The sequence below is a fragment of the Actinoplanes sp. NPDC049316 genome, from assembly GCF_040677315.1.
Taxonomy (GTDB): Bacteria; Actinomycetota; Actinomycetes; order Mycobacteriales; family Micromonosporaceae; genus Actinoplanes.
In genome coordinates, this window is sequence record NZ_JBFAQM010000008.1 from 146,481 (window position 1) to 164,357 (window position 17,877).

General features: G+C 66.5%; 18 protein-coding genes, 3 tRNA genes, 1 other RNA gene and 1 pseudogene. 17 read left to right on the forward strand and 6 right to left on the reverse strand.

Translation table 11 applies throughout. The features are described 5' to 3' along the window. The first annotated feature begins 20 nt into the window (after positions 1–20). The gene (locus tag AB0K03_RS15145; protein WP_364684868.1) at positions 21–440 is read left to right on the forward strand and encodes a nucleoside deaminase; all 420 of its coding nucleotides are present in this window, start codon (positions 21–23) and stop codon (positions 438–440) included. A 115-nt stretch (positions 441–555) separates the two neighbouring features. Here AB0K03_RS15145 and deoD read toward each other — a convergent pair whose 3' ends face one another. Further along, positions 556–1,263 carry a purine-nucleoside phosphorylase gene (deoD, locus tag AB0K03_RS15150; protein WP_364684581.1) on the reverse strand — a complete coding sequence of 236 codons (708 nt, stop codon included), beginning with the start codon at positions 1,261–1,263 and terminating at the stop codon, positions 556–558. 142 nt (positions 1,264–1,405) lie between these two features. On the opposite strand from deoD, the gene AB0K03_RS15155 reads away from it, so the two are divergent. The 3 genes from AB0K03_RS15155 to AB0K03_RS15165 all read left to right on the forward strand — a co-directional run bounded on the left by AB0K03_RS15155 (position 1,406) and on the right by AB0K03_RS15165 (position 2,575). Next, positions 1,406–1,495, forward strand: a tRNA-Ser gene (locus AB0K03_RS15155). Between the two features lie 123 nt (positions 1,496–1,618). Beyond that, a complete protein-coding gene (locus AB0K03_RS15160; protein WP_364684583.1) occupies positions 1,619–2,092 on the forward strand; it encodes a hypothetical protein in 474 nt (157 codons plus the stop codon). Between the two features lie 93 nt (positions 2,093–2,185). Next, positions 2,186–2,575: a DUF2809 domain-containing protein gene (locus tag AB0K03_RS15165; protein WP_364684585.1), complete on the forward strand. Its 390-nt coding sequence runs from the start codon at positions 2,186–2,188 to the stop codon at positions 2,573–2,575. Here AB0K03_RS15165 and AB0K03_RS15170 read toward each other — a convergent pair. Further along, positions 2,538–2,939: a glutaredoxin domain-containing protein gene (locus AB0K03_RS15170; RefSeq protein ID WP_364684587.1), complete on the reverse strand. Its 402-nt coding sequence runs from the start codon at positions 2,937–2,939 to the stop codon at positions 2,538–2,540. The genes AB0K03_RS15165 and AB0K03_RS15170 overlap by 38 nt on opposite strands. Positions 2,940–2,978: 39 nt before the next feature. Between AB0K03_RS15170 and AB0K03_RS15175 the strand changes: the two genes are divergently transcribed. The 5 genes from AB0K03_RS15175 to AB0K03_RS15195 all read left to right on the forward strand — a co-directional run bounded on the left by AB0K03_RS15175 (position 2,979) and on the right by AB0K03_RS15195 (position 6,145). Next, on the forward strand, positions 2,979–4,205 hold the full coding sequence (locus tag AB0K03_RS15175) for an SLC13 family permease (protein ID WP_364684589.1): 1,227 nt from the start codon (positions 2,979–2,981) through the stop codon (positions 4,203–4,205). Further along, positions 4,202–4,645, forward strand: a complete 444-nt coding sequence (locus tag AB0K03_RS15180) for a universal stress protein (RefSeq protein ID WP_364684591.1) — start codon at positions 4,202–4,204, stop codon at positions 4,643–4,645. Before AB0K03_RS15175 ends, AB0K03_RS15180 begins: the two co-directional genes overlap by 4 nt. Before the next feature lie 239 nt (positions 4,646–4,884). Next, positions 4,885–5,094 carry a hypothetical protein gene (locus AB0K03_RS15185; protein ID WP_199510156.1) on the forward strand — a complete coding sequence of 70 codons (210 nt, stop codon included), beginning with the start codon at positions 4,885–4,887 and terminating at the stop codon, positions 5,092–5,094. 102 nt (positions 5,095–5,196) lie between these two features. Then, entirely contained in the window at positions 5,197–5,721 is a 525-nt protein-coding gene (locus AB0K03_RS15190; protein ID WP_364684593.1) for a DUF6886 family protein, read from the forward strand. Positions 5,722–5,803: 82 nt separating this feature from the next. Then, entirely contained in the window at positions 5,804–6,145 is a 342-nt protein-coding gene (locus AB0K03_RS15195; RefSeq protein ID WP_364684595.1) for an STAS domain-containing protein, read from the forward strand. 103 nt (positions 6,146–6,248) lie between these two features. Here the strand turns inward: AB0K03_RS15195 and AB0K03_RS15200 are convergent, their stop codons facing one another. Next, positions 6,249–7,991, reverse strand: coding sequence for an ATP-binding protein (locus AB0K03_RS15200; protein ID WP_364684597.1), 1,743 nt, complete (start codon positions 7,989–7,991; stop codon positions 6,249–6,251). A gap of 159 nt (positions 7,992–8,150) precedes the next feature. Here AB0K03_RS15200 and AB0K03_RS15205 point away from each other — a divergent pair, with 159 nt between their 5' ends. Together AB0K03_RS15205 and AB0K03_RS15210 are read left to right on the forward strand one after the other, a co-directional pair. Further along, positions 8,151–8,729, forward strand: a complete 579-nt coding sequence (locus AB0K03_RS15205) for a helix-turn-helix domain-containing protein (protein WP_364684599.1) — start codon at positions 8,151–8,153, stop codon at positions 8,727–8,729. Then, positions 8,726–9,934 carry an MFS transporter gene (locus AB0K03_RS15210; protein ID WP_364684601.1) on the forward strand — a complete coding sequence of 403 codons (1,209 nt, stop codon included), beginning with the start codon at positions 8,726–8,728 and terminating at the stop codon, positions 9,932–9,934. Before AB0K03_RS15205 ends, AB0K03_RS15210 begins: the two co-directional genes overlap by 4 nt. On the opposite strand, the gene AB0K03_RS15215 is transcribed toward AB0K03_RS15210, so the two are convergent. Next, the gene (locus AB0K03_RS15215; RefSeq protein ID WP_364684603.1) at positions 9,915–10,643 is read right to left on the reverse strand and encodes a hypothetical protein; all 729 of its coding nucleotides are present in this window, start codon (positions 10,641–10,643) and stop codon (positions 9,915–9,917) included. The two genes, AB0K03_RS15210 and AB0K03_RS15215, sit on opposite strands and share 20 nt — an antisense overlap. Before the next feature lie 108 nt (positions 10,644–10,751). Next, a tRNA-Phe gene (locus AB0K03_RS15220) sits at positions 10,752–10,838 on the reverse strand. Positions 10,839–11,039: 201 nt separating this feature from the next. Between AB0K03_RS15220 and AB0K03_RS15225 the strand changes: the two genes are divergently transcribed. From AB0K03_RS15225 to AB0K03_RS15245, 5 genes and pseudogenes are all read left to right on the forward strand, one after another. Next, positions 11,040–11,750, forward strand: a complete 711-nt coding sequence (locus tag AB0K03_RS15225) for a hypothetical protein (RefSeq protein WP_364684605.1) — start codon at positions 11,040–11,042, stop codon at positions 11,748–11,750. Continuing rightward, entirely contained in the window at positions 11,734–14,604 is a 2,871-nt protein-coding gene (locus tag AB0K03_RS15230) for a hypothetical protein (protein WP_364684607.1), read from the forward strand. Before AB0K03_RS15225 ends, AB0K03_RS15230 begins: the two co-directional genes overlap by 17 nt. A gap of 95 nt (positions 14,605–14,699) precedes the next feature. Beyond that, positions 14,700–14,834, forward strand: a pseudogene (locus AB0K03_RS15235) (nucleoside-diphosphate kinase); the annotation flags it as partial. Between the two features lie 74 nt (positions 14,835–14,908). Next, complete coding sequence (locus tag AB0K03_RS15240) at positions 14,909–15,742, forward strand: IS5 family transposase (RefSeq protein ID WP_364684609.1); 834 nt, start codon at positions 14,909–14,911, stop codon at positions 15,740–15,742. A gap of 91 nt (positions 15,743–15,833) precedes the next feature. After that, positions 15,834–17,084: a tyrosine-type recombinase/integrase gene (locus AB0K03_RS15245; protein ID WP_364684611.1), complete on the forward strand. Its 1,251-nt coding sequence runs from the start codon at positions 15,834–15,836 to the stop codon at positions 17,082–17,084. A gap of 466 nt (positions 17,085–17,550) precedes the next feature. Here AB0K03_RS15245 and AB0K03_RS15250 read toward each other — a convergent pair. Next, positions 17,551–17,638 (reverse strand) — tRNA-Ser (locus AB0K03_RS15250). An 83-nt stretch (positions 17,639–17,721) separates the two neighbouring features. Here AB0K03_RS15250 and ffs point away from each other — a divergent pair. Continuing rightward, an RNA gene (gene ffs / locus AB0K03_RS15255) (signal recognition particle sRNA small type) lies at positions 17,722–17,812 on the forward strand. Positions 17,813–17,877 lie beyond the last annotated feature (65 nt).

A 17,877-nucleotide genomic window follows, 5' to 3' on the forward strand; every position in this document is an offset into this window, starting at 1 on the left:
GTCCTCTGCACGAGGCGTGGATGCGGCGGGCCCTCTCCGTCGCCGCCACGTCCCCGGAGGACGTGCCGGTGGGCGCGGTCGTCTACGACCCGTCCGGTACGGAGCTGGCCGCCGCCGGCAACGAACGCGAGGCGACCGGCGACCCGACCGCGCACGCCGAGATCCTGGCGCTGCGGCGCGCCGCCCAGGTCACCGGCGCGTGGCGGCTCGACGGGTGCACGCTCGTGGTCACCCTGGAACCGTGCACGATGTGCGCCGGCGCGCTGGTCCTGGCCCGCATCGGCACGCTGGTCTTCGGCGCCTGGGAGCCGAAGACGGGGGCGGTCGGGTCCCTGTGGGACGTGGTCCGCGACCGCCGCCTCAACCACCGGCCGGACGTGTACTCGGGCGTCCTCGAAGCGGAATGCTCCGCGCAGATGCGGGGATTCTTCCGCGGCTGACGCCGCGCCGCGGCCCGGGGCTCGCGCTCGCGTCGGCGGCCCGGGGCCCGGGGTTCGCGTCGGCGGCCCGGGGCCCGCGGCCGGGGCTCGCGTCGGCGCGGCCCCGGGGATCGGATCAGGCGATCGCGGTGTCCAGGCCGATCTGGACCATGTTCGAGAAGCCCTGCTCCCGCTCCTCGGCCGGCATCCGCTCCTCGCGCGTGATGTGGTCGCTGACCGTCAGGATCGTCAGAGCCTTCGCGCGGTACCGGGCGGCGATCGTGTAGATCGCGGCCGACTCCATCTCCACGGCCAGGACCCCGTAGTCGGCCAGCTTGCCGTACAGGTCGGGGCGGTCGGTGTAGAACGCGTCCGCGGCCAGGATCGGACCCACCCGCATGGCGATCCCGCGGCGGTCCGCGACGTCGGCGGCCGTACGCAGCAGCCCGAAGTCGGCCACCGGCGCATAGTCGATGAGCCCGTCGAAGCGCACCCGGTTCATGTTCGAATCGGTCGCCGACCCGATCGCGGCCACGACGTCGCCCAAATTCAGGTCGTCGGTGATGGCCCCGCACGAGCCGATCCGGATCAGGGAACGGACGCCGTACTCGTTGATCAGCTCGTGGCTGTAGATCGAGGCGGACGGCATGCCCATGCCGGACCCCTGCACGGAGACCCGCACCCCCTGCCACGTACCGGTGAAGCCCAGCATCCCCCGCACCTGCGTGTAGCAGACGGGATCCGTCAGGAAGGTCTCGGCGATCCACTTCGCCCGCAGGGGATCCCCGGGAAGCAGAACCCGCTCGGCAATGTCGCCCGGCTGCGCGCCGATGTGCACACTCATGTCGGAAGATCCTGCCAGGCGAGCCGCACGCAGGCGGCACGACCTGGCACTTCGGCCCCCGCCACGCGCTGACGCGACTCGCCGACGGCTTCGGGGGGAACCCGGCGGCGGAGCCCGGCAGCGGTCGGGTAACCTACTTCGCGGTGGTGTGTCCGAGCGGCCTAAGGAGCACGCCTCGAAAGCGTGTGAGGGTGCAAGCCCTCCAAGGGTTCAAATCCCTTCACCACCGCCAGCGTGCAGAACGCCCGGCACCTCCGCGTGAGGCGCCGGGCGTTTCTCTGTGCAGCCCTGGTCGGCCGGCGAGTACAACACCGTTTCGCCCCGTAGGTGGAGACCCAGGGCGCACCATGAGTTCATGGCAACAGTGCCCCGCGCGTGGCGACTAATGCTGGCGACGGCCGTGGCGGCGCTGGCGGCCTGCGACGCGGATACACCTGAACCGAGCGGCGCTCTGGACCCCCGAGCGGCTGCAAGCGGGGGCGGGGATCCCGCCGCCTGGTACGTGGCGCCGGAGCAGAACCTCCAGGAGTCATCAACCGCGTTCACCGCGCTCGTCACCCGGGTCGCCTGCAACAACGGGGTCACAGGAGAGGTGTTGCCGCCGGAAGTCCGCCTGACCCCGACCGAGGTGATCGTGACCTTCCAGGTCGCCGCCGCCAAGGACCAGGAGTTCGCACCATGCCAGGGCAACGACAAGGTGCCCTACGACGTTGAGCTCGGCGAGCCGGTGAACGGCAGGTCTCTCGTCGATGGCCTGTGCCTGTCCGCCGACAGAGCCGTGGCGAGGTCCATCTTCTGCGCCCCCGACGCCACGCGTTCACCGCGTTGATGCGCCGGCCACAGCAAGCGCCCGTGGCACATGCCGCGTACCTGCCGTACCCGGCCTGATCACGCCGCTTCCGGCTGCGGTGGGAGGAGCAACGTGCACGGCAGGCTCGTGGCCCTGGGAAGCGCCGGGCTGATCCTCGGGCTCGGGCTGGCGGTCCGCGCCCTGGCCGGCGGCCCGTTCGCGCAGAACGCCGGCACCGCGCTCTACGCCTCCATGATCTACGCCGGCGTCCTCGTCCTCCGGCCCACGATCGCACCCCTGCCCACCGGGGTCGTCGCGGTCGCGTTCTGCTGGCTGGTCGAGGCGTTCCAGCTCACCGGCTTACCGGCGGCTCTTTCCGAACGCAGCCTGATCGCGCGGCTCGTGCTCGGGTCGCACTTCGACTGGGTGGATGTCGCCTGGTATCCCGCCGGGGTCGTACCGCTGGTGGTTGCGCACCTGCTGGTCAGAGCGCGGACCTCAGCCACCGCGGGTCCGGGTTGACGTGGGCGGCGCCGGCCAGGATGACCGTGGGGACCGTCTCGTTGCCGTCCGCGACCGCGCGGACCGCCGCCGCGCCCTCCGGGTCCTGCCAGATGTCGACCCAATGGGCTCGGCGTGACCGGAGGCCGAGGGTGGCGCGCAGGCGGACGCAGAACGGGCAGCCGGGCCGCCAGTAGACGATCGCCTTGCCGTCCGTGGCGCTGCGGCGCTGGGCCTCGGCGGCCGGGATGGAGCGGGGGAACGCCAGCGGGGAGGCCACCACCGCGAGCAGCGCGAACACGATGAGGAACGGCCATCCGGACCTCACGGCGAGGATGATGCCGAACGAGAGCAGGACAGCGGCGAGGAGCCAACGGCGCAGCATGGTTTCGACGCTACGGGATCCGGGCACCAGGGGCCGCTTGTGATCACCGTGGCCTCGCTCGTCCTCCTCGTCGGCGTGCTGGGCTTCGCCGTGGCCCGGCCGCGCGGGCTTCCCGAGGCGGTCGCCGCCGTACCGGCCGCGCTGATCGCCGTGGTCACCGGGTTGGTGCCGTGGCGCGACGCCGTACGCGAGCTGGCCGAGCTGGGTCCGACCGTCGGGTTCCTGGCGGCGGTGCTGCTGCTCGCCTATCTCGCGGACGAGGCCGGGGTCTTCCGGTACGCCGGGACGATCGCCGCGCGGTGGAGTCGCGGGTCGCCGCAGCGGCTGCTCGGGCTCGTCTTCGTCATCGCGTCCGTGGTGACGGCGGCGCTGAGCCTGGACGCCACCGTGGTGCTGCTGACCCCGGTCGTGTTCGCCACGGCGTCGACGCTGGCCGTACGCCCGCGGCCGCACGTGTACGCCTGCAACCACCTGGCGAACTCGGCGTCCCTGTTGCTGCCGGTGTCCAACCTCACGAATCTGCTCGCGATGTCGGCCGCCGGCCTGTCGTTCCTGACGTTCGCGGGGTTGATGGCGTTGCCGTGGCTCGCCGTCATCGCGGTCGAGTATCTGATCCTGCGCCGCTTCTTCGCCGACGACCTGGGTACGCCGCCGCATCCCGCCGACGTCCCGGCCGAGCGGCCGCCACGGTTCGCGCTGGTCGTGCTGGGGCTGACGCTGGCCGGTTTTGCGATCAGCGGGCCGGTGGGCGTCCACCCGGCCTGGGTCGCGCTGGGCGGTGCGATCGCTCTGGCCGTACGGCAGAGGGAGCCGGTGGGGACGCTCGTACGCAAAGCCAATCCGGGTTTCTGTCTTTTCGTCCTGGCCCTCGGCGTCGTGGTGCTCGCGGTGAGCCGCGGCGGGTTCGGCACGGTCGTCGACCGCGTGGCGCCGCACCGGCCGGACCTGCTCGGCCTGCTGCTGATGGCCGGCCTCGCCGCCGTGCTGGCGAACCTGCTCAACAATCTGCCCGCGACGCTGATGCTGCTGCCGCTGGCCGCGCACTCCCCGGGCCTGGTGCTCGCGGTCCTGCTGGGGGCCAACATCGGACCCAACCTCACGTACGTGGGTTCGCTCGCGACCCTGCTCTGGCGGCGGATATTGCACCACCGCGGCCATCCGCCGGTGACCGGGGAATTCCTCCGGCTCGGCGCGCTCACCGTTCCGGCGTGTCTGCTCGTGGGGGTGGCGTCGCTGTGGCTGGGTCTGCGAGTGTCGGGACTGTGAAGATCCTGGTGTGGCTCGACGAGGGCACATGGGAGGCCTGCATCGACGCGGCGCGCGACCTGCCCGGTGACGTGACGCTGCTGCATGTCTCCGACGTGGACACCGAGGCGGCGCTGAGCGGCTCCGCCGGGCTGCTGGGCCGGGTCGCCGGCGCCGATCCCGCCGGGCTGCTCGCGGCGGCCGAGCGCCGGTTGCTGGAGGCGGCCGCGGAACGGCTCGACCGGCACGCCGAAATTGTCACCGTGCGTGGTCGTCCTGAACACGAAGTGCTGGCCTTGTGCGCCTCCGCGGACCTGTTGATCCTGGCCCGGGACGGGGACCGGCGACGCCTCGGACCCCGCAGTCTGGGCCACCGTACGCGTTTTGTCGTCGATCACGCACCGTGCCAAGTTTTGCTCGTGTGGCCGGGCTCGCCGCCGCCGCTCGGCTCGATTCCATGATCAATTAGCAGGTCGGATGACGTACGCGTGTCGGTACCGTTTCGTCGAGTCGGCAGCGGGCCCTCGACCTGCGACAACTACTGAGAGTGTCTGTTAAGACGCCGCCCTAATATGTCGCCGTGACGCAAGGTATCAGGCGGAAAACCACCGGATCGGACAACTCGCTTCGGCCGCCCGTCGAAAAACTTTCGCAGATTCGCATCGCGCAGAGTTGTCTATGTCTGTCGTAAAGTTGACGTGTGAGAGTTGAGCAGCACTGGTGGAATGGTGACGTCCGGCTCGCGCGCCGGGACGTCTACGTCCGCACCAATGGAGAAGTCTGGGAGGTCGAAGCCCAGATGGGCGGCCCCCAGGGCAAATCCAAGGTGCAGCAGTGTCCGGGTAAGGCCTCCGCGCTGATCCTGGCTGACGCGTGGCGCGGTCCACGCTGGCGGTGGCGTCAGATCTGACGCCAGGAACCGCCGGGCTGCGCCGCATGCGACTTTCTCTCGGCCAGCCGACGACCGGGCCGGACCCCACGGGGTCCGGCCCGGTTCTGCTACACCGTCCTCATGCGCCCTCCCGCCGGTCAGGTTCTGCACTTCTCCGAGGATCCGCACATCGCGCGCTTCGAGCCGCACGTCGCGGCCACCGCCCGCGAACCGGAGCCGTACGTGTGGGCGGTCGACGCCGGGCAGGCGCCCTCGTACTGGTTCCCCCGCGACTGCCCCCGCGTGCTGGCCTGGACCGGGCCGGACACCACGGACGCCGACCGCCGCCTGCTCAGCGCGGGACGCATGCACGCCGTCGAATACGCCTGGCTGCATCGGATGCAGACCACCCGGCTGTACGCCTACCGCTTCGACGCCGGGCCGTTCCGTCCGATGGGGACACCACGGCCGCACGCCATGGTCGCCACCGAGCCGGTGACGCCGCTGGGCCCGCCCGAGCCGGTCGGGGATCTGCTGGCCCTGCACGAGGACGCGGGGATCGAACTGCGGCTCGTCCCGGACCTGTGGAGCCTGTGTGACGCCATCGTCGCGTCATCGCTGCAGTTCAGCGGCATCCGGCTGCGCAATGCGGATGCTCGTTCGTAATCCGGACGGACGTGGTGTGCGCCATCCGAAGATCAAAGCGATCTAGATTGGGGAGCCGCGCAACCAGGACGAAAGCGATCCCATGCAGGCCACCGTCACCGATCACCGCACCGACGTCGCCGTGGTCCGCCTGAGCGGCGAACTCGACGCCGACACCGCCCCGAAGCTGCACGACCTCATCGCGAACCTGCTCGAACGGCCGGTCCCACGCATCGTCGTGGACCTCTCGGCGCTCAATTTCTGCGACTCCGTGGGGCTCAGTGCGTTCATCACCGCGAAGCAGGTCATCGACGCCCGCGGTGGCTGGCTCAGCTTCGCCTGCGCCAGCAGATTCGTCGCGGAGCTGCTCGACACCGTGGGGCTGAGCCGCTACTTCGCGATCTTCCCCGAGGTGGACGACGCCATCGCGGCGGCGCGCATCTAGCGCGGCCGCCCGCTACGTCGCCGCCCGGTCTCGCCGACGTCGTCAGCGGTGTCCGGCCTGCGACGCCCGGCTGTGCCGTCGAGCCGGCCGGGACCCCCGAAGCTCAGGAAGCGATCCACTTCGTCGTCCGTGAGCGGGGCTTGCCCTGCATGTGAACGAGACCGATGTCCCGAAGGCGTTGCAGTGCCCGGATGACCGGTTGGTGTGCCAAACCCGTGGCGCTCTCCACCTCAGCTCTCGAGGTCATGCCGTGCCGCACGGCGGCAAGAACCTCCCGCTCGATCTCGGTGAGATTGACCTGGTGTGCGGGATTGCCGAAGTCTGAGCGATCCAGCAGTTCGGTCTCCTCTACGCCTGAGCCCACCAGGCGGTAGACCGCGGCTCCGCGAGTGCCTATCTGTTCGATCACGCCCCGGTCCACCAGATCGCGCAACTCGCGACTCGCCGCTCTGCTGTCGTGCACACCGGTGGAGGCCCGATAGCTGCTGTTGTTCAGAACAGCGCCGTTGCGCATCATCGCGAGGGCGGTCATCTGCGACCGTGTCAACGGTCCGTCGCTCAGTGTGCTGAGCCATTGCAGCGCTTCCTCGTCCAGGAGGGTGTGGTTGGGGAACTCTGCAGTGAAAGTCGAGACATCGTCGACGAAGCCAGGCGGCTCCATGCCGGCTTCTGTCAATGCCACGAGCATCCTTGCGATCCCTGTGCCTCGGTTCTCGCAGACCATGTGGCCGTCCCCGAACGGCGTGTCCTCCAGGATCTTCAGGAGCACCCTGTTCCGGGATGACGTCACGGTCGTCACGCCGAGAGACCGCACGTCGACCGGCCCGTACAGCCCGCCGGGATTCCGGATGACAAGCCGGTCCGGGTACAGCTCCACCTGAACTTGAGTGCCTCTGGCGAACTCCGAATAGTCCCGGTGCACGAGGGCGTTGACCAAGGCTTCCCGCAGCACTTCTTCGGGATACTCCCACTCGTCGACCCGGAAGATCCCCGACACGATGCTCCGCCGGCGCATGTTGCGTTTCAGGATCCGGATGCACTCCGCGACCATGAAGGGGATGGGACCGTCGATCGACCTGTTCTCGGTGAAGCGCTCGCCTGCCCGACCCAGATGTCCCGGCTCTGACGCCGGGTAGGCGACGAAGGTGATGTCGAGCTGAGGCTCGAAAGTCTGGGGATACAGGCCGAAGACGAGGAGGCCGGCGAGCGTGGGAACAGTGCGGCCCTCGTGCGTCGTCAGGACGTTGAGCATCCTCAGGGCCCGCTCGTCGTCCACCCGGCGGAAGACATCGCTTCTCGTCTCCCGTATCCGGCGCAGAAAGGCGCGGATCAAATCCTGATCCAAGTCGTCGAAGCCGGCGGATACGACAGGCTCCAAGTCGTGCTTCTGCTCCCTTCGGTTCGACAGAAGCACGCTGACCTCGTAGTCGGTCAGCTTGCGATCGCCGTCGCTGACGCGGATCCGCGAACCTGCCCACGGACCGAGCGACCTCTTGTGGCAGGGCCGCTGATCTCTCGGTAGTTGAGGCACCTCGCAAACGATCACCATGCGGTTCTCGACAGCGATGGAGTAGATCTCAGCCCGCACCGGAGGCTCCATCTCCGAGCAGACAGCGGCCAGCTGCGACTCTTGACCACCCGGATCCTGCACGCCAGTGACCTGGAAGCCGGACTTCTCGTCGACGCCGAGCAGGATGAACCCGCCCATGGCGTTCGAGAAAGCGCTGATGGTCTCCCAGATGTTCGCCGGCAGGCCGCCTTGCGCCCTTTTGACCTCGCAGGTCAGCGTGTCATTTCCGATGCTGCGGAGGCTGTTGATCAGCTCAATGACGTCGTCCGCGTTCACCTGCACCCCCTCCGTCGCCCCGAGGTAGACCCACCTCTGTACTTCAGCTGTGTATCACTGTATCTCGCCTCGGCTTGCTGTGTGACGACACTGGGCGCTCTGTTGATACACAGCAGGCCCGCCTGTGCTGCGTGAAACGTGAGAGACTACTCTCGAGAGATGTCTCTCACGAATCCGTTCGGCGACGTGGAGGTCACCGACCCGCAGGCGATGCGCGCGCTTGCTCATCCCGTACGCCTGGCGATCCTGTCTTCTCTCCAGCGCAACGGGCCCGCGACCGCGACCGGACTGTCGGCGCACGTCGGCGCGACGCCGTCCGTGACCAGCTGGCATCTGCGGCACCTCGCCGGCTTCGGGCTGGTCACCGACGCCGACCCGGACGAGGTGCCAGGCGACCGCCGGCAGCGGTGGTGGAAGGCCGTGGCGCGCGGCTTCTCGGTGCGGATGGGCACCGACCCCGAGTCGCAGACCGCCGGCCGGGCCCTCGGCGATCAGTTGATGATCACCGCGCAGGAGCAGGCCACCGCCTGGACGACGGACATCGCGCCGCACCTGCCCCCGGAATGGCTGCGGCTCTCCGGCGTCTCCAACACGACTGTGCCGCTCACCGCCGAGGAGCTCGCCGGCCTCGAGGCGAAGATCGACGAGCTGATCGCGCCGTACGTGCACCGCGCCGAGGCCGACGCGCCGGACGGGGCACGCAAGGTCCGGATACTCCGGCACTACCTGCCGTCATGACCGGCTTCGGCAAGCTCTGGGCCGGGCAGACGATCTCCCAGTTCGGCGACCGGATCACCGAGCTGGCGCTGCCCGTCATCGCGGTGGTCGGCCTCAGCGCGGGCCCGACGCAGGTCGGGCTGCTCACCGCCGCCGTCTGGACGCCGAACCTGTTCGCGGTGCTCGTCGGCTCCTGGGTGGACCGCCGTCCCGACCGCCGCCGGCTGCTCATCGCCGCGGACCTGCTGCGGGCGGCCGCGCTGATGAGCCTCCCGGTCGCCCATTGGCTCGGCGCTGTCACGCTCACCCAGCTCTTCGCGGTGGCCCTGCTCGCCGGTGCGGGACAGGTGCTGTTCTCCTCGGCGTACCCGTCGTTCTTCGTGGCCCTCGTCCACCGCGACCGGTACGTCGACGCCAACAGCAAGCTGAGCATCAGCCGCTCGGCGTCGTTCGTGGCCGGGCCGGCGCTCGGCGGCCTGCTGATCCAGGCCCTGACCGCGCCGATCGCCCTGCTCGCCGACGCGCTGTCGTTCCTCGCCTCGGCCCTGCTGATCACGCGGATCAAGACCGGGCCCGCGCCGGTCTCGGCCTCGGCATCCCCGCTGTCGGGTCTGCGGTACGTGCTGCGCCACGAGTACCTGCGCGCCGGGCTGGGCTGCGTGACGACGGTCAACTTCTTCGGGTTCGTGGCGCAGGCGCTGCTGGCGCTCTTCGCGACCCGTACGCTCGGCCTCCCGGTCTCCCTGCTCGGTCTGGCCCTCGGCTTCGGCGCGTTCGGCGGCCTCGCCGGCGCGGCGCTGGCCCCCCGCATCTCCCGGCGCTTCGGCGTCGGCCGGACCATGCTCCTCGGCGCCGTCCTGTTCCCGGCCCCGACCGCCGCGATCGCCGTGGCTGCCGGGCCGTCATGGCTGGCCGCGGCGGTGCTGGGTGCGGCCGAGGCGGTGGCGGGCTTCGGAGTGATGCTGATGGACATCAACCTGAACTCGGTGATGGCCGTGGCCATGGCCGACGAGATGCGCAGCCGGGTCGCCGGCGTCTACGGCACCATCAACTACGGCGCGCGTCCGCTCGGCGCCGCGGTCGGCGGGCTGCTCGGAGACCTGCTCGGCCTGCGGCCCACGCTGCTGGTCGCGGCCGTGGGCGGGGTGCTGGGCTCGCTGTGGCTGGTCCGGTCGCCGTTGCCCCGCGTACGGACGATGGACGAGGTCAGCGCGGTTCCGGCGTGAGCTCCAGGCTCTCCCGGAGGCGCCGGTACTCCCCTTCCGTACCGATGGCCGCCCGGTGCTCGGGATGGGTGACGTAGTGGTGGATGACCCGCGAGAGGAACCACACGTCGACGCCGGTCACCGTCCTGAGCTCCCAGCCTCGCGGCAGCCCACGCCGGCGCACCAGCTCGGGACGCCGGTAGGTGAACGCCACCTGGCCGTCCTTGCCACCCGGATACGCGGGCTGATCGAGCGCGAACGCCTCCCACGGGACGACCAGTGATCCGACGGCAGTGCGGTGCACCACACCGTCGCGCCGCAGCTGAAAGTCCTGGCCGACCCACGTGGCGCGGATCAGCAGGCCGAGCGCTACCGCGCACAGGACCACGACGACCAGGTCAAGCTGCCAGAGCTCGTCCCGCTCCGCGACGTTGCGCAGGCTCGTCCCGACGTTCGAGCCCATGATCGGCACGTACGCGCCGAACAGGAAGACCGGGCCGGGGTTGACCGGCGTGCCGAACGCGGGCGGCTCCGACTCGAGCACCAAGGCCGCCTGCCGCCGATTGACGGCGGCGATCGCCAGGGCCAGGCCGACCAGCACGACGGCGATCGCCCAGGGGAAGAAGTGGCGTCCGGGGTCGAGGACGACGACGGCGAGCGCCACGAGGAGCTCGCAGCTCAGGATGAGGCGCCGGTGGCGGGCGGTCGCGGCCATCAGGCGGCTCAACATGATCAGAAGGTACGCCGCCCGCGCCAGGTGCCGCTGTCCCTGCGCCGACCACGGAAACGACGAAGGCCGGACCTTCGGGTCCGGCCTTCTACGTCTGCCTGCTCAGGCTGGCGGAGGATACGAGATTCGAACTCGTGAGGGTGTGAACCCAACACGCTTTCCAAGTCTGCGTACGCGAGTTCGCGAAGATCCTTCACGCGGCGTCACCTGCCAAGACAGCCGGGAAGCGGTCAGGGCCGGATGGTACTGAACCACCCCGACCGAGACGGAAATTGAGACGAGACGACACGATCGTCAACTTCCTACATCTGAGGACCGCATCGGCTCCGCTAGTGCGGCATGCTGGAGTGTCTTCTGATCGGCAGCAGGTACGAGCGGACGAGGCGCTGGATAGGCATGGATGGCAGCGAAGCGGAGAGTCCTGGACCGGAGGCCCCGACCGCGGCGGAACTTGGCCTGCGTCTCACAGGACAGCAACGAGCGCTGGTAGAAGCGCTCGAATCGCTAGAAACCCGACTTAAGAGGATGTACCTCGGCTCACTGATTGCTCTGCGTCAGGCGGAAAACACTGAGCGTTTTGTACAGGCTGCGCATACCTTGCGAGAGATGATCAATCTGGTTCCGGAGAGCTTGGGTTTCGTGAGCTCGGGCAAGCAGGATCGACTTGGTGACAAGCTTCAAAAACCGGAGCTGAAATGGAAGGGCGCCGTCGATCGCAGCAAGTGCAACAGCGATGGGCAGTGGACCGGTGAAATCGATCAGCCCCTCCGGCAGGCGCTAATCGCGCTGGATGAATTTTTCTCCTGGAAGGCGGAGAATAGGCCCAAGCGGCGGGACGAGCTTGCTGCGACATTGCGTCGCATGGACGCCTCCGGTAGGGATGTGCCTGGACCTCTAGCGGCAATAGCAGCGAGCGAGTGGGATATAACGCGAGATTACTTCATAAGCGTTTGCCACTATCGCAAGGATCCAGAAGAGGCAGAGTTCTATGCATATCTAGATTCTTTGGAGCGGTTCATGCTTGACCGACTTAGGCCGCGCACCTTCGCGGACTTCGACGTGGTCGATCAGATCATCGAGGAGGCGAACCGTGGCGATCGATCCTGAGCTCGTTGAGCGTGCTATACAACAAATCTCGAAGCGGCGCGCAAATTACGACTACTTTTTTAAGCGACTGGACTCGCCTGAGTGGGTGGCGCCATTGGCGAACAGAGGGCTTTTTGCGGATCCTCCGCAGCTGGAGGTTACGGATGAAGGGGTGAGGGCGCTAGCATGGCCTCCTTCCGAGTTCCTGGAACGGGTCGCCGCGAAGGACCCAGATACCGTCGTGGATGTGGCGCTCGGAATCGAGACTGACAATGAGCGCGTTCATGAAAACTTGGTCGGTATTGCAAAGAGGGTTCCGCTCTCGTCTGGCCGCCCGCTCATTGCTAAGGAATTGGAGTGGCTTCGGCGTCGGAAGCATCTGTACTTTTCACTGCCAGGCGCAATTGTCGAGCTCGCGGCGAAGCTGGCGAAGGAAGGCGAGCCGCAGTTTGCTATTGACTTCGTTCGTGAGCTGTTCCGTCCACCGGCTCGCGACGAAGGTGATGAAGCCGATCCACTAGCTCCTATTTACGACCTCAAGAGCGACAAAATCTCCCAATGGCTGTATGCGACGCTGATAGATCAGGCCGTGGAGGATCTGGTCCATACTGCGCCGTCAGAGTTAATCAACTACCTTGTAAGTCTGGTCGATGAGGCTGCATTGATTTCCTACCCAAGGGAGTCGGAGCGCGGAGAGGACTATTCGCAAGTATGGCGACCTCGGCTAGATTCGGATGAGCGTAGCGATAGGAATATCTTTCAAGCCTCCGTTACGGCGCTTAGAAATGCTGTCAAGGAGGCGCGGCGAGCGGGAATCGTCTCCGATGAGCTCCTGCTTGACCAGCTACTCCGAGGTCGAAGCAGAGTTCTACGTCGAGTAGCGGCTCTGGCGTTAGCGTCAGAGCCTGCACCTGAGAGGAATGAGAACGTCGCTCGCATCCTCGTCGATAGGGAGGCGTTCTTCGCGGCTGAACCGAGTTATGAATACCGACGGCTGATGAGCCGCCAATTTGGGTATCTTGACGGCGCCGACCAGCGAACCATTTTGTCGTGGATCGAGGAAGGGCCAGACCTCAACAAGGTTCTGGAATCACGTGCACAACGTGGCGAATCCATGACTCCTTCAGAGAGCGCTAGGTATAGCGCAGTATGGCGCATACGGCGCCTGCACCTTATGGGCGACCAGCTTCCGGAGGAGTGGAAGCGCCGCCACTTGGCGCTAGTGGATGAATTCGGCCCTGCAGAGTTCATCACAAGTTTTGAAATCACGATGAGCTTTGGCGTGAAGAGCCCTGCGGACGCCGAAACTCTTGTTGGCCTTTCAGACGATGAAATATTGGGTCTGCTTCAGTCTTTTGAAGGCCACGTAGATCGGTGGAATGAACCATCTCCAGAGGGTTTGGCGAGGGAACTTAACCGCCTCGCTGAGATGGATCCAGATCGCGTGTCTCGCTTCGCCCCGCAGTTGAGCCGACTCCGACCCATCTATGCTCAGTGGGCACTTATAGGCATCACTAGCGGCCTGCGGGAAGGACGGCAGGTTGCTTGGCGGTCACTCGTTCCATTGTTGGCTTCGGTAGCGCAAATGGACGTCGACCGCGACGAGGATGCCCGAGGCGACGACGACTATGGTCGGTGGGGATGGGTGAAAAAAGAGGTCGCTGGCGTCCTGGAGGAAGGATTCCAGCGCGAAGAGTCTGCTGTTCCGCTAGATCTTCGATTCCAGTGTTGGGATGTGCTTGCTAAGCTTTGCGAGGATTCTGATCCTACTCCGGAATACGAGGCTCGCTACGGCGGCTCGAACATGGATCCGGTAACCCTATCGCTGAACACGACGCGAGGACGGGCGCTACGAGCAGTGGTCTCTTATGCCCTCTGGGTGAGCCGACTTGTAGAAGCGAATGCAAAAGCAGGCAATGGCCCAACTGGGTTCAGATTGATGCCCGAAGTGCGAGATGTCTTGGCGCGACACCTAGACGTGACCGTGGAACCATCGCAGGCGATTCGCGCTGTCTACGGCCAGAGGTTCCCTTGGATCTTGTTGGTTGACGAGGATTGGGCGAGCGCAGCTGCCCCTGTCATCTTCCCAACCAATGGTGATGCTTCGCCTTTGAAAGACGTGGCGTGGACCGCCTACCTACTGTACTGCCAGCCGTATAACTCCTGCTTTAGGGCCTTGCGGCAACAGTATGAGACCGCTGTTGATCGTGCGAGCCATGACTACGGGGATTCCAGCTGGATTGGTGGAGGTCCTGCTACATCCGCCAAGAAGCTGGGCGAGCATCTTGTTGCCTTTTATCTGCGTGGACTGCTGGATTTGCGAGACGAAGGCGGACTCCTGGATAGGTTTTTCGCAAATGCGCTGCCTGAAACCAGGAAGTGGGCCATTGAGTTCTTAGGTCGCGTGTTGCGTGATGCGGACGACCTCCAGGCGGAAACTGTTGCGAAGGCTCAGGCCTTTTGGGAATGGCGAAAGGAAAGACTCCAACATGAGCGCCCCCAGCATCGGGACACCGAGGCTGCCGCAATCTCCTGGTGGGCTTCTAGTAGCCGGCTTGAACAGGAATGGCGGCTCAGTCAGATTGAGTTCGTTCTCTCGTTGGGTGTATCGCCGGAGCCGGAGTTCGTGACACTTGCCGCGTTGGCGGATGTAGCGGAGCAGTATCCGCTGCGTGCTGTACGCGCTCTAAGGACTTATCTAGAGCGCATCAAAGAAGGTTGGAGCATCTACGCTGGGCGTAATGAAATCAGACAGATTCTAAGCCGCGCGCTTGAGGTGAAAGATCCAGATGCGGCCGAGGCGGCGCGGGATACCGCTCACTGGCTAGGGTCTCTCGGCTTCGTTGAGTTTCGCGACTTGATTCGCAATCCTTAGCAGACCACAGGTCCCTTGTCGGATTGCGAGCGGGTCGTACGCTATTGTGCCGGTTGATCTGCCTGCCTGTCCTGTATCATTGTGGTTCTTCGATTATGAACTGGAGTATCGCTGTGGTTGCAGTCGAGCGGACGCTGGTCCTTTTGAAGCCGGATGCCGTCGCACGGGGCCTTATCGGCCGTGTGCTTCAGCGCTTCGAGGAGGCCGGCCTGAAAGTTGTCGGGACTAAGTGGGTGTTTGAAAAGTTCTCATGTAGACGGTGCGCCGACATGACGTCGGTGGTCGGCTCGGGCAGAGTGGCGCGGTGTCATCGCGCCGTGGTTACCCCTCTGACCTGACCGATGCCCAGTGGGAGCTGGTCAAGGATCTGCTTCCCGAGCCGAGTGGGGACGGCAGGCCCGAGAAGCATCCGCGCCGCGAGATCGTCAACGCGATCCTCTACCTGGTTCGCTCGGGGTGTCCGTGGCGGTACCTGCCGGCGGATCTGCCGCCGTGGCAGACGGTGTACTGGTACTTCACCCGGTGGGAAGACACCGGCGTCACGGAGAGATTGCTCGCCGTGCTGCGGGTCAAAGCCCGCGTGGCGCAGGGCCGTGAGCCAGAGCCGTCGGCCGGGGTGCTTGACTCGCAGAGCATCAAGGGCGCCGACACCGTGGGCCGGGACTCGCGCGGCTACGACGCGGGTAAGAAGATCAACGGTCGCAAGCGGTTCATCGTCACCGACACCGCCGGCCTGCTGATCACCGTTGCCGTTCTGGCCGCGTCGTGGCAGGACCGCGACGGCGGCAAGACCGCCTTGCTCGGCATGTATCTGACCTGCCCGGTCCGGCACGTCTTCGCCGATTCCGGGTTCGCCGGCCGGTTCGTCGATTGGGCCCGCGACACGCTCAGAACCACGGTCGAGATTGTGCGCAAACCCGCCGAGCAGCGCGGGTTCGCCGTCCATCCACGCCGTTGGGTGGTGGAGAGAACGCTGGCCTGGCTCACCGCGCACCGCCGCCTGGCCCGCGACTACGAACGCCACCCGGGAGTCTCCGAAGCCGTCATCCGCTGGGCTGCCATCAACGGCATGCTCCGCCGGATCACCCGCGGACACCCTGCCCGCCGCCAACGCCGCCGCACCTTCACCTGGCCCTGATCAACATCTCAAACACTCACTAAGGCGTAAGCCGAACGGAGCGTCAAGCATCTACCAGGGCGGCGACGGCAGGTGGCACGGCCGAGTCACGATGGGCGTCCGAGACGACGGCAAGCCCGATCGACGCCACGTCGAGCGCAGGACCGAAGCTGACGTGATTCGCGCAGTCCGGAAGCTGGAGCGGGAACGCGACTCAGGCCGGGTGCGGAAGGCCGGCTCTTCTTGGACCGTCGCTAAGTGGCTCACCCACTGGGTCGAGGAGATCGCGGCACCATCGGTCAAGGCAAACACCGCCGCCGGTTACCGCGTTGCCGTCAACGTGCATCTGATCCCAGGCGTCGGAGCTCACCGACTTGAGAAGCTCACGCCCGAGCACATCGAGAAGTTGACCCGCAGGATGGAGAAGAACGGCAGTAAGCCCGGGACGGCACATCAGGCGTTCCGGACGCTGCGGACCGCGCTGAACGAAGCGATGCGCCGCGGACACCTAACCCAAAATCCGGCGAGCCTCGTCAAGTCGCCCAGGCTCACTGCCCTCGAAGTTGAGCCGTACTCGGTGGCCGAGGTGCAGCGCATTTTTGAGGCAGCCAGAGAGCGTCGGAACCGCGCGCGATGGGCGATCGCGCTGGCGCTCGGGCTGCGGCAGGGAGAAGCGCTCGGCCTGAAGTGGGAGCACCTCGACCTCGAGAAGCAAACGCTACGCGTTCGCCGTAACCGGCTGCGGCCGAAGTACGAGCACGGATGCGGCGGCAAGCCATGCGGCAAGAAGGCGGGCTACTGCCCACAGCGAAAGCAGACGAACGAGGACACGGACGACACGAAATCGGCCGCCGGCCGCAGGGTGATCGGCCTTCCCGCGAGCATCGTTCAGCTCTTGCAAGAGCACCGGCAAGCACAGGACAAGGATCGGCGGACCGCCGGCCAGCTCTGGCAGGAAGGTGGTTGGGTGTTCACCTCGCCGACCGGTCGCCCGCTGAATCCGAACACCGACTATCACGAATGGAAGAAGCTGCTCAAGGACGCTGGGGTCCGGGACGGCCGACTTCACGACGCGCGACACACGGCGGCAACCGTGCTGATGCTCCTCGGCGTTCAGGAACGCGCGGCCATGGACGTGATGGGCTGGGCTACGACGAGCATGGCCGCGCGGTATCAACACGTCACGGACCCTGTGCGTGCCGACATCGCCCGGCGCGTCGGCGGCCTGATCTGGACGGGCCATGAGGCACCCGACAGCGAGACCCAGGGGCGGCCGGAAGGCCGGAGTAGGTCGGTCGTGAGACGGACACTTAGGCGGAAACAGAACCCAGAGGCCGATTGTGGGGTCCGACCTGCTCGCTGACTCCGTGGGTAAGTGTCGGTACCCCGAGGCCTAATGGTGGGCGCCAAGCGTGAGGAGTGCAGAACGCTCCTACGGGTGACCTGACAGAGGGGAAGACCAAGACCCATGAAAACAAGCGCCCTGTTGGCGGGGCAGTTCGCGGCGGCCGTGGCGGCGGGAGGCCTACCTGTCGTCGCAGGTGCCTTCCTGCTAGTGATCGCCGTTGTCGGTGCACTGTGCTGGGCGGCGGCAAGTAGCCAGCGAGCAAGGAACCTGGCAGTGATCATCGGGGCCATGCGAACCGGGCAAAGGGTGACCGGCCGACCGGCGGAGGAGCCGGATGAGCCGCCTGCTGGAACCGCCACATAGCCGGATGACTCACATCCGCTACGACCGCTAGCCGGGCAATTGAGACGGAAACTGAGACGGAGATGCTTGAAGGCCGGACCCGTTGGGTCCGGCCTTCAACGTCTGCCCTGGTGAGAGCTGGCGGAGGATACGAGATTCGAACTCGTGAGGGTGTGAACCCAACACGCTTTCCAAGCGTGCGCCCTAGGCCTCTAGGCGAATCCTCCGTCCGACAGGATACAGACCCCGCCGACCGGGTTTGCCGGGACCACCCCGTGTCCGCTCCGCACCGCCGGGTACCCTGGTCACCAGCCCCTCGTGCGGCGCGTACCCCGTGAACCTCCCCAGGGCCGGAAGGCAGCAAGGATAAGCGGGCTCTGGCGGGTGCACGAGGGGTCCTTCACTTCTGGGGCACGGCGTTTGTTCTTGTCACACCCTCGACGGAGAATGGCGCGGTCGTCCAGAG

Coding starts and splice junctions, on each gene's coding strand:
- AB0K03_RS15145 (WP_364684868.1), top strand. CDS start 21: ATGCGGCGGGCCCTCTCCGTCGCCGCCACGTCCCCGGAGGACGTGCCG.
- AB0K03_RS15160 (WP_364684583.1), top strand. CDS start 1,619: ATGGCAACAGTGCCCCGCGCGTGGCGACTAATGCTGGCGACGGCCGTG.
- AB0K03_RS15210 (WP_364684601.1), top strand. CDS start 8,726: ATGACCGGCTTCGGCAAGCTCTGGGCCGGGCAGACGATCTCCCAGTTC.
- AB0K03_RS15205 (WP_364684599.1), top strand. CDS start 8,151: ATGTCTCTCACGAATCCGTTCGGCGACGTGGAGGTCACCGACCCGCAG.
- AB0K03_RS15195 (WP_364684595.1), top strand. CDS start 5,804: ATGCAGGCCACCGTCACCGATCACCGCACCGACGTCGCCGTGGTCCGC.
- AB0K03_RS15190 (WP_364684593.1), top strand. CDS start 5,197: ATGCGCCCTCCCGCCGGTCAGGTTCTGCACTTCTCCGAGGATCCGCAC.
- deoD (WP_364684581.1), bottom strand. CDS start 1,263: ATGAGTGTGCACATCGGCGCGCAGCCGGGCGACATTGCCGAGCGGGTT.
- AB0K03_RS15225 (WP_364684605.1), top strand. CDS start 11,040: ATGGATGGCAGCGAAGCGGAGAGTCCTGGACCGGAGGCCCCGACCGCG.
- AB0K03_RS15170 (WP_364684587.1), bottom strand. CDS start 2,939: ATGCTGCGCCGTTGGCTCCTCGCCGCTGTCCTGCTCTCGTTCGGCATC.
- AB0K03_RS15215 (WP_364684603.1), bottom strand. CDS start 10,643: ATGTTGAGCCGCCTGATGGCCGCGACCGCCCGCCACCGGCGCCTCATC.
- AB0K03_RS15245 (WP_364684611.1), top strand. CDS start 15,834: ATGGGCGTCCGAGACGACGGCAAGCCCGATCGACGCCACGTCGAGCGC.